Origin of the sequence: Nitrincola sp., from assembly GCF_048264025.1 — a bacterium.
Lineage (GTDB): Bacteria > Pseudomonadota > Gammaproteobacteria > Pseudomonadales > Balneatricaceae > Nitrincola.
Window position 1 is genome coordinate 1 of sequence record NZ_JBLXDN010000064.1, and the last position, 9,842, is coordinate 9,842.

A 9,842-nucleotide genomic window follows, 5' to 3' on the forward strand; every position below is an offset into this window, starting at 1 on the left:
TATCAGTACCAAAGGCGAATGCGGAGTTCAAGGTAAGCGTAATACCAAGTGCGCCAAATTCAACGTCTGCAGTCTCAGCACCAGCCAAGGCGGTAACGCCAATATCATCCAAATCAACCGACTGCGAGAAATTCGCTTGGTCGGTGTTGGTGAGGGTCATGGTGTTGGTAACGTTGTCGAAGGTGATCGAGATCGTATCAGCAGCCACCAATCCTGCATCGCTGTTGATTGTGAAGGCCGCAAAGCCATCAGCGGCTTCAATGTTCGTGCCGACAGCAGTTGGGTCTACGCCAAAGGTTGTTTGACCAGACAGCAAATTGACGCCGTTAAATGATGTAGAATCAGCGACACGGGAGACCTCTAGGTCGAGCGCCTGAAACTCGTCATTAAGGAAACCGCGTTCGGTGCTTGACAGGTTATCTGAAGCAGCTTGAACGGCTAGAGTTTTCATCCTAGTCAGCACGTCGTTGATGGTTGACATGCCGCCATCGGCGATTTGAAGCATCGAATTCGCTTGCCCAACGTTGACCGTGGCAGTCTTTAGGGCCTCTACCTGTGAATTTAGACGGGCGCCAATGGCCATTGAAGCGGCATCGTCTCGAGCAGAAACAACCCGAGTCCCAGATGAAAGTTTGGAAAGCGATCGGGTTGCCATTTCATCCGAATTGCTCAGGTTGCGGTGAGCAACGTTGGCGGCATAGTTTGAAATGATATTGAGAGCCATCTTTCTATTCCTACGTTAGTTGCGTGCGGCGATTCATCACTCGTCACCAGTGCGTCACCGAGCTCGGTAGCTATTCAAAAACTAGCCCCAGCCCGTTACTCAGAATGCAATCCTGAGTTATACCGTACTATCTGTCGAGAGTGAACGCAATAGTTGTGCCAGTTCTTGAGTTAATGGGCCAAGTGTCTGAGTTTCTTAGGTGTGTATGTCGCATTGTTGAAACGTGCAGAAATTGCCCAAGAGGATTGAGTCGGCAAAAATTACCGTCCTGCCTTGCGGCACCAAAACTGATACATGCCTCTGAAAGTATCGGGAAAGCGTTCTTCAAACCGATGCCAACGATCTAGCAGTAGGCTTTTAGGGCATGCAGGGTTTACTTTTCTGAACTGAACCAGAGTTTGCGGTGTGGGTGTTTCAAATCCGATGAACTCAAGACCCAGCTTATCTAACGCACGCGCAATTTCGGGGATCGTGAAGCGATGTTCCTGCACATGGAAAATCAAATCTCTGCATGGGCTTAGGCTATAAAAATCGCCACGCATACAAAGTTGTATCAGCTCAGGGTTGCCCTTTTCAGCAGCCGCGACGATATCTTGCCGGCAACGGCGGATTTCTGATGCCGATGTGCCATAGCCGCCTTGTTTGATAAAGTTGCGTGCAGCGATGATATCTGGACGGCCCATTTCACTGTAAAGCCCAATCTTCATTAGGCCGCCATCACGCAGAAGGTTAACCAATACCTCCCATCCTTGAATAGGGTCTGCCATGTGATGGAGCACACCACCGCATTCAATTATATCAAACTGTTGGCCGATCTTGCCGAGTTGAAGGATATCGCCCTGAATATATTCGATATTCCCCAAACCCATTTCCCGGGTTTTACGTAAGGCATATGAAAGGCTTCCAAGGCTTAGATCGACAGCAGTTACTTTTGAACCTGAAAAACGCGACGCAGCTTGAATGGCATGCTGTCCGGTTCCACAGCCAGCCACCAGCGTGTTAAGGCTCTTTGGCGGATCATAATCGTCCAGCTTGAATGAAAGCGGGGGAGAGCACAGAACGTCCTTTACGGATTTCGGTGCAAGACGAGAAGTGTGGATCCAGCGCGGATAGGGGTTTTCTTCGTATTGTGCGCGCACGCTTTGCGAGGTGCTGTCTTGTATTTCTGTGATTTGTGGGATTGTCTGGCTTAGTGCTCTCTCGGTTGCTGGGTCAGTGACCTGCAGCCGATAAGCTTGTAAGATGTGACTGTCGTCTTTCGGAACGGGTATGTCCGGCGCCCATGAGATGTTTTTTAGGGGCTCGTAGCAGCCGACGAGCAACCATAAACATGGCGAAACGTCCTGAGCTTGGGAGAGCAGCTCTTCGATCCGATGTTTTAAATTCTCAAAATTCTTCTGCTCTTGCTCGTCGATAGCGTAAGCATATTCAGTAATGAAGCACTGTTGTGCGAGGGCAGCGATGAAACCGATCTCGTTGTCGAGGTTTTCACCCTGCGACGTTTTGTACAGCAAAATCCGACGAAGGGACGTCAAAAGCCTTTCAATGCGTAAATCCGCAATCGGTACGCGGGTAAGTAGACGCATAAAAAGTTGAGATTGCGTTAGGGCGTTTATGTTGTTCAGAAATGATGGGTCATTGCCCGAGAGAGTGTTGGACATGTCAAGAAGACGTGCAAACTCCTTGCGATGTCTTAGGGCACTCACGATTGGGAACATTAAAGTCGCTGGTGACAAGTCGCTCTTTTCAAGAAGTGCCAGCAGGGATGTTTCGAGGTCATCATTAGTGCTAGAAAAGGACATGCTTGAAACACAATCGCTGAAGGCTGTCCAATGGCGTTCTTCATCTGGGCGGAAGTTTATCGCTTGGCTATGAAGTTTTAGAGCTTCTTGATGGCGTGACAGGAATTGGAGTGTGATGCCTGCCGAGGTAAGTACATCAGCGTCCATCGGATTGATGACCCGCGCCCGCAAGTAACTTTCAAGAGCTTCTTCGTATCTCTGCTGTTTGGTTAGGATATCACCAATGGCTTTGTGCCCTTCTGCATTATTGGGCGCAAGGCTTACTGTCTTGCGATAGCATTCGAGGCCTGCCTCAAGCTTGTCGGCAGTTGCTAACAGGGCACCAAGATTTTTATGCGCCGCGACATAATCGGGTCTTATCGCAATGGCGCGGCGATAGCTTTCTTCTGCATCGGCCGTCTTTCCGGTGGCATTGAATGCGACGCCCAGATTGTTGTTTGCTTCGGCATTATCGGGAAAAACAGATAATGATGTCTGTAAGAATTCCACCGCTTTGTCATGTTGGCCAGATTGCAGAAACGCGACTCCTAGTAAATAAAGGGCCGTCGGTTGTTTCGGGTCAATTGCCAGGATGCGGGCATATGTTTCAACGGCCTTTGGCAGGTCGCCGGTCGCATGCTGCTTTTTTCCTTCAGAAATAAGTTGTTGTAGTTCTTCGGATATTATAGGCAACGCGGCCGATGGCGGCCGCGTTGTTGATTTCGAAACTTCTGATCGGGATTTTTTTTCGTTGCGTCGGCGTTCACTTCTGTTCATTTGGGGCCTAGTCTTTTTCAAAGGTCCAATTGTACAGGGTAGCGATCATTGCGCATGACATGCTGCCATGCGACTTGACGCCCTGTATCGACAATGATCGGGGCACGTACGTTGGTTGACATTGTAACGCCTTGTCCGCCTGGTGCACTGCGAATGGTGACAACCATTAAAATCGCCATATCCGAACTGCTGATCGCAAGGCTTTTCTGAGCTATCGTCAAATCCTTGTCGTCATAAACATCGCTTTCCATATTGTATGGCGCAACGAAGAAGGACAGGTTTGCGTCCGTCAGGCTTTGATAAAGCTTGAACTGATCAAGGGATGCATTTGGAATGTTTGCCAATCCAAATACGTGGTGATCCGGAAAGCCAAGAAGGCCAACAGGCATATAAATGCCTTTATCCCAGCTGAATTCGATGTCGCCAAAACGTGTTTCCACGGTGACCGATTCAGGTGTTTCATTTTCGGCGACGTTTTCGGTTTCCATTCCCGTGATACTCCGACGGTCGAAAGGTTTTGTTTGAACGCTGTGTTTACAGTAGTAGGCCAGTAAAACAGTTAAAAATATATTTCACTAATCTATGTAATCAACGCAAATAGTTAGCCAAAGATAAATCTGCTGCTCGGGATATTGAGATAAAACTCGCCTGCAAAGCAGTTTCGTGCTGTGTCAGTTCGGCAAGCGTCAATGGGACATCGACGGTTTCAATGTCGCTGATTGCTTGTGCGGCAAATACCTTGAAATCTTCGTGGCGTGTTTCAAAACGTTCGATATTGGCAATATCAAGTCCAATTTGACCTTGTACGTTAGGCAAATCTTCAATGGCTTCGGAAATATAGCCAATTGCGACCACAAGTGCGTCTTCATCTTCGGTCCCAGCAGCAACGCCAAGTCCTTGAATAAGCTTTTGGAAGGCGGGGTTGTCAGCTAAAATACCGTAAGAAATATTATATTGGTCGTCGACCCGTACGTCCAAGATCTGCTGGTCTCCGTTATAATAGTCTGTATCTACGCGCGGATTGGGGATTTTTTCCATTCCCAGAACAGTAAGAAGGTCGCCGGCACCAGTTTCAGTTACTGTGATTGATCCATTGCCGACATTTTCGATGTTCAGGCGTGTGTTTCCCTCATCGCCAAGGCCGCGCAAGGCTGCGATTGCTCCGTTGGTTGTGACACTGTTAATCGCATCCATTATGTCACCAATATCGTCTGTCGCGGCATTATAGTTCACCGTTGAAGTGACACTGTTTCCGTCCAAGTCGGTGCTGACGATCTGCAGTTGTCCAGAGGTTACACTGAGACCGGCGAGGGTCGTTGAGTTGGTGAGGTCGTTATCATCCGAGCTGATATAGTTGTCCGGAGCTGACATCTTTTCGATATTTACCGCCGGTTCTTCAGAGCGACCACCCGCAAACAGATACCGGCCATCAAGATTTGCATTGAGCAGGTTGGCTACTTGTTCAAGGGCTTGAGTTGCCTGACTGCGCACATTAACGTCAGCAGCCTGTAAGTTTGAGCTTGCCTGTATCAGCAATGTCTTCATCTGCGTTGCGACAGTAATCATACTGTCGACAGCCGTTTCCATGCTTTGCAGGCGCAGTTTGGTTTGCGTGGTGTTGCGCAGATATTGCTCGGTACGGGTGTATTCACCTTCTAGATTCAATAGGCGCTGTGCGCTGTCTGCAATACCGGCATAGCTACGCGATTTATAACCGCTTGATGCTTGGTTCTGCAGATCCGTTACGCGCGATGCATTTCGGATTGCTAGATCCGAAAGCAAAGTATGGTTTGTATAGGTTGCGACACGAGATACCATGGCGTCCTCACTATTCTAAGCCGCAGTTTAAACTGCATTGAGCAATGCATCAAACATTTCATCAACCGTTGAAATTACTTGGGCTGATGCGGTGTAGGCGCGTTGGAAGATGATCAAATCTGACATTTCTTCATCAAGGTTCACGCCTGCCTCGTTCTGGATGCGGGTGCTCAGATCTGTGACAAGGTTGGATTGAAATTCATAAGAGCTTTCAGCAACTTTGGTTCGGGTTGCGGCGGTGGCAACAATGCCTGCGGCATAGTCGGTTAGTGAAGTGCGTTCACTCGAAAGTCCGTCAGTTGCTTCAAACGCGATATCGGTCCGTTCGAAGGTGTGGCTGAGTGATAGCGCGGCACTGTTGTCACCTTCGTGAATACCAAATTGAATGCCAAGGCCAAGGACAGTGGTTATGGCATCTGCGTTGGGTAAGCCATCATCACTGAAATAGAATGGATCACCATCCGCGTCTGTGATGCTTAACTTATAGCCACCGATCTGGCTGTCGAAGACAACATCAGCAGTGATGTTGTTATCGGTCAGGGTCGCGCTGTTGTTGATTGCATCTGCAATATCTTGCAGGGACGTTGTGGTGTCATAATCGATATCTACATCGGTAAAGTCACCGCTAACAGTCAGGGTATAGTTCAGCGGCGGTGGAACAAGCGGACCCAAGTTCGGGATTGCAGCCTCCGGGTCAACGACCGCGGTCGTCGTCTTGTAGGTATCAGCATTCATCTGACCACGTACAATGCGGGATGGGTCATTTTGAATAGCGGCTGAAACGTCCATATTACCCGAAAGATTTGGCTGATCTTCGGTAAGGCCAATCTTGGTCGACATTGTTCCGGAATCGTTGATAGAGATATTCGAGCTATACTCAATGACCAGACGATAACGATCACCATCTTCGACGAGGAAAGCGGCTTCTTCTGAGGCTGCAACCGTCATTCCAGCCCCTTGAAGGGCTGTACGAATGCTATCACGAACGTCTTCAAGAGAATCCGTTGCTGTGTAGTTGACTGTAAGCCCGCCAACCAGCACACCCGACCCGGCTGAGATGGTAAGTGAGTTTGCTGTGACATTAAGTGCCGTGGTCGAGCTGCTTTGGGCAGCTGAGGTGATTGTGGCAGAGTTTTTGGTTGTGGCGATAAAATCATTCAGCCCGAAATAATGCGACATGCCTTGCTGGCGGCCATCACCCGTGGTGATCTCGCTGTCGAGTTCGTTGATCGCGACGCGGTTGCCGTCTTGGCCTTCGATAACAAGTTTATTGTCAATAAGAGATGCCGTCAGGTAAGAGCCGGCATCCGAACCGTTGATCGCATCGATAATCCCCTGAACCGTTGCTGGTGTGGTCGGAAGCGCGATGTCTGACCAGCTATCGGTAGCAATAAGTTGACCATCTTCATCGAGTGCAGCAACGCGAAAAGCACCGGTTGCCGTTAGAGGGTCGCTGGTCGCGACGGTACGGTTTCCCGAAAGGTTGGCTGGTGGCGGGAATGACGTGCCTTTGTTATGTTCTTCGTTAATGGCATCACGCAATTCACCGGCAAGCTCGTTGATTTGGTCGTTCAACGCAGGAATTTCCGAATCGCGCATTTCAAACAGGCCTTTAAGGGTACCCGTGCGCAGCGTGTCGGTAATGTCCTCGCCGTCCAAGGATACACCAGAACCACCTGTTCCCGGTTCAAAACCGGCGGTTTGGGTAAAGGAAAGGGTGTTTGGTGTGCGATCAAGCAGGGTATTGGCACCGGCTGCCGAATAAATCACCATCGACCCGTCACTGCGTGAGAAAGTCGTAATATCGATGATTTTTGAAAGCTGGTTTAATTTCTGGTCGCGCTGATCTTCCAGTTCAGTGGTTGGCTGGCCAAGGTTGTTCAGGCGAATGATGCCGGTGTTAAGATCTGCAATCTGACTGAGCAGGGTGTTTGCAGTATCTACTTCATCGGTAATTTGGTCATCAATATCATCACGCATGTCCTGAAGCTGACTTGAAAGCTTCTCGAACGATTCCATCACCTGGATCGCGCTTTCAATTGCTTCGATACGTGGAGAGGTTTGATCCGGCGTGACGCCAAGCTGCTCGAACGCATCGGCAAGGTCGCTGATACGTTGACTGATCGCGGCATCCGACTGGGGGGTGCCAAACAAGGTTTGAACACGCTGGAAGAACTCATAGCGTACTTCTTCGCGCCCGGCTTTGCCAAGTTCGCCGCGCATTTCACGTACCAGGCCCTCATTGACGTTGCGATAAATATCGGCAACCTGAGAACCGGCACCGATACCGTCGAGGGTAAGGGTTTCCTGACCTGCGATCTTTCTTGAATAGCCTGCTGTATTCACGTTCGAGATGTTCGAAGACGTGATCGCAATGCGGCTCTGTGCCGTGTTAAGGCCGGTAATCGCAGTGTTGAGTGCCTGGGTCAGTGACATGATATGTGCCTTTGCCCTTAAAGCGTTTCATTGACGCTATATGCGCCACCGGAGGATTTGTTCATCGTTCGGCCATAGCCACCCAGCGATGCTTTGCTGGCTTTTGCCGAACGGTTATATGTCGTGCAATCTTCTTTGGACTTGTCATTGACCGCGCGGACAATGGCCTGAACCATCCGTTCGTTGGTGGCTTTTGCCGCCTGAAGGGCGATCATGTTACGGCGTGCGGTTTCCTGAAATTCGGCCTGAAGTTCGCGCAGTTCGGCGCGATCTTCTTCAGGCATGGAGCGAAGCTCTTCGCCGCGACCGCGCAACTTGATAACCAGCTGCTCATATTGCATCGACAGGGCAGATTTTTCCGATATGAATTGTTCATATTCTGCCGGTGCTAATGTCCGCAGGTCCGTGGTTTCACGTTCCAGCAGGGACATCAGGTCGTAAGTGACGCTTTTCAGTTCTGTAACCAACTCTTGAGTGGTCATTTTTACCCCTCCTGGATTCTGAGGATTTCACGTGTGACAGCATCTGCAATTCCGATGCCACCTGCGCGGTTCATTTCTTTGGCGTATTCCTCGACAAGCATGGAACGCATCATTGTCTCGCCATGTCCGCCGCCAAAAAGCTCGTTGGTCTGTATGCCTTCAAACATGTGGCTAAGCATTTGACCAAGAAACATTGATTCAAATTCATTGCCGGCTTCACGGGCTTCTTCTTCGGTCTTGATATGACCATCCGTAAGCGAATTCATCCGCGAGGCCATATTGTTCTGCGAACCATACTGCGCACTGGCCTGTGCCTGTGCCATCATTGCGGTTGAGCCGTCGGTCATCATCACATCACCTCGATTTCAGCCTGAAGGGCGCCGGATGTCTTGATTGCTTGTAAAATGGTGATCATATCGCGTGGGCCAACGCCAAGGCTGTTTAAGCCATTGACCAGCTCCTGAAGGCTGACACCACTGTTAAGAACACCAAGCTGGTTGTCCTGACCTTCATCGACTTGAACATTGGTGCGGTCGACAACTTCAGTCGTTCCGGCATCAGAAAATGGTGATGGTTGTGAGACCTGTTGGCTTTCAGTTACTCGGATCGTCAAGTTGCCTTGTGCAATGGCCACACGGTTAATCCGGACATTCTCACCCATAACGATGGTGCCGGTGTTCTCGTCAATGACAACGCGGGCAATCTGATCAGGCTCAACCCGAAGCTGTTCAATGTCGGTCAAAAGGGCAACGACATTCTGATTGTACCGTTCCGGAATATTCAGGCGAACTGTGCCCGGATCGCTTGCACGGGCAGAAACTTCACCAAGGTAGGCATTAATTGCATCTGAAACCCGGCGTGCGGTTGTAAAATCAGGATTGCGCAAAATAACGGACATGTCCTGCATGGAATTCAGGTTGAAGTCGATTTCGCGTTCAACGATGCCACCACTTGCAATCCGTGCGGATGTCGGAACACCTTTCACAATGGTTTCTGCATTGCCGCCGGCCGAGAAACCACCAACCGCAAGGTTACCCTGTGCGACGGCATAGACTTCCCCATCGGCACCGACCATCGGTGTTACCAGAAGTGTTCCACCCTGCAGGCTTTCGGCTGTGCCGATTGCGCTGATGCTGACATCAATGCGCGCACCTTGGCGGGAAAACGGTGGCAGCGTTGCGGTGACCATGACGGCAGCAATATTATCAGAATCAACATCTTCGATTTGTTCGCGGACATTGATGCCCAAACGTTCGAGCATGGCGACCATGCTCTGGCGGGTAAATTCTGCATCGCCAAGATCGTCACCCGTGCCATTCAAGCCAACCACAAGGCCATAACCAACCAGCATGTTGTCACGTACGCCTTCGAAATCGGCGATATCCTTAATCCGTGACTGGGCATGCGCAGGGGAAAGCTGCGTCAGGGCGAGCATTCCCAATACGACTGTAAATGTCGCTGTGCGTGCTATTTTGCCAAGACCTGTGATCATATTCTTTGTTCCGCTTTGACTTGGGATGCGATGCATCCGACAAATGGTGCGATTGATCATTGAACCGCGATTGCCAGCTTAATTGCGAAAATCGTGCCAACTGGAGCTTTCCGGGGAGGATGGTGATCAATTCACCGGAAATTAAGAGAAAACACGGCTCATTGCAGATATGGGGATCTGTGCAGCATCTTGTTTATGTCTACCCGGCATTTTTTTCCCGTTGCGCGGTTCCCGTGATTGAGGGAGACTCTGTAAACAACATTAGCGCGTTGATCGGGATTGTCCCTGATTTGGTCGTACGGTCGAGCTTATTGTAAGATCGAGGACTGGCC

Annotated in this window: 8 protein-coding genes; all 8 read right to left on the reverse strand. The window is 50.0% G+C overall.

Annotated features, from left to right (window positions below):
- The coding region (locus tag ACN0R1_RS20580) for a flagellin (protein WP_417586032.1) at positions 1–724 on the reverse strand (724 nt) is incomplete at its 3' end.
- Positions 725–984: 260 nt separating this feature from the next.
- The gene (locus ACN0R1_RS20585; RefSeq protein ID WP_417586033.1) at positions 985–3,282 is read right to left on the reverse strand and encodes a tetratricopeptide repeat protein; all 2,298 of its coding nucleotides are present in this window, start codon (positions 3,280–3,282) and stop codon (positions 985–987) included.
- Between the two features lie 17 nt (positions 3,283–3,299).
- Positions 3,300–3,770 carry a flagellar assembly protein FliW gene (gene fliW / locus ACN0R1_RS20590; RefSeq protein ID WP_417586034.1) on the reverse strand — a complete coding sequence of 157 codons (471 nt, stop codon included), beginning with the start codon at positions 3,768–3,770 and terminating at the stop codon, positions 3,300–3,302.
- Positions 3,771–3,870: 100 nt separating this feature from the next.
- Positions 3,871–5,100 carry a hypothetical protein gene (locus ACN0R1_RS20595; RefSeq protein ID WP_417586035.1) on the reverse strand — a complete coding sequence of 410 codons (1,230 nt, stop codon included), beginning with the start codon at positions 5,098–5,100 and terminating at the stop codon, positions 3,871–3,873.
- A 27-nt stretch (positions 5,101–5,127) separates the two neighbouring features.
- A complete protein-coding gene (flgK, locus tag ACN0R1_RS20600) occupies positions 5,128–7,536 on the reverse strand; it encodes a flagellar hook-associated protein FlgK (RefSeq protein ID WP_417586036.1) in 2,409 nt (802 codons plus the stop codon).
- 17 nt (positions 7,537–7,553) lie between these two features.
- On the reverse strand, positions 7,554–8,018 hold the full coding sequence (locus tag ACN0R1_RS20605; protein ID WP_417586037.1) for a hypothetical protein: 465 nt from the start codon (positions 8,016–8,018) through the stop codon (positions 7,554–7,556).
- A 2-nt stretch (positions 8,019–8,020) separates the two neighbouring features.
- Positions 8,021–8,368, reverse strand: coding sequence for a rod-binding protein (locus tag ACN0R1_RS20610; protein WP_417586038.1), 348 nt, complete (start codon positions 8,366–8,368; stop codon positions 8,021–8,023).
- Positions 8,368–9,510 carry a flagellar basal body P-ring protein FlgI gene (locus tag ACN0R1_RS20615; protein WP_417586039.1) on the reverse strand — a complete coding sequence of 381 codons (1,143 nt, stop codon included), beginning with the start codon at positions 9,508–9,510 and terminating at the stop codon, positions 8,368–8,370. Before ACN0R1_RS20615 ends, ACN0R1_RS20610 begins: the two co-directional genes overlap by 1 nt.
- Between the last annotated feature and the right edge of the window lie 332 nt (positions 9,511–9,842).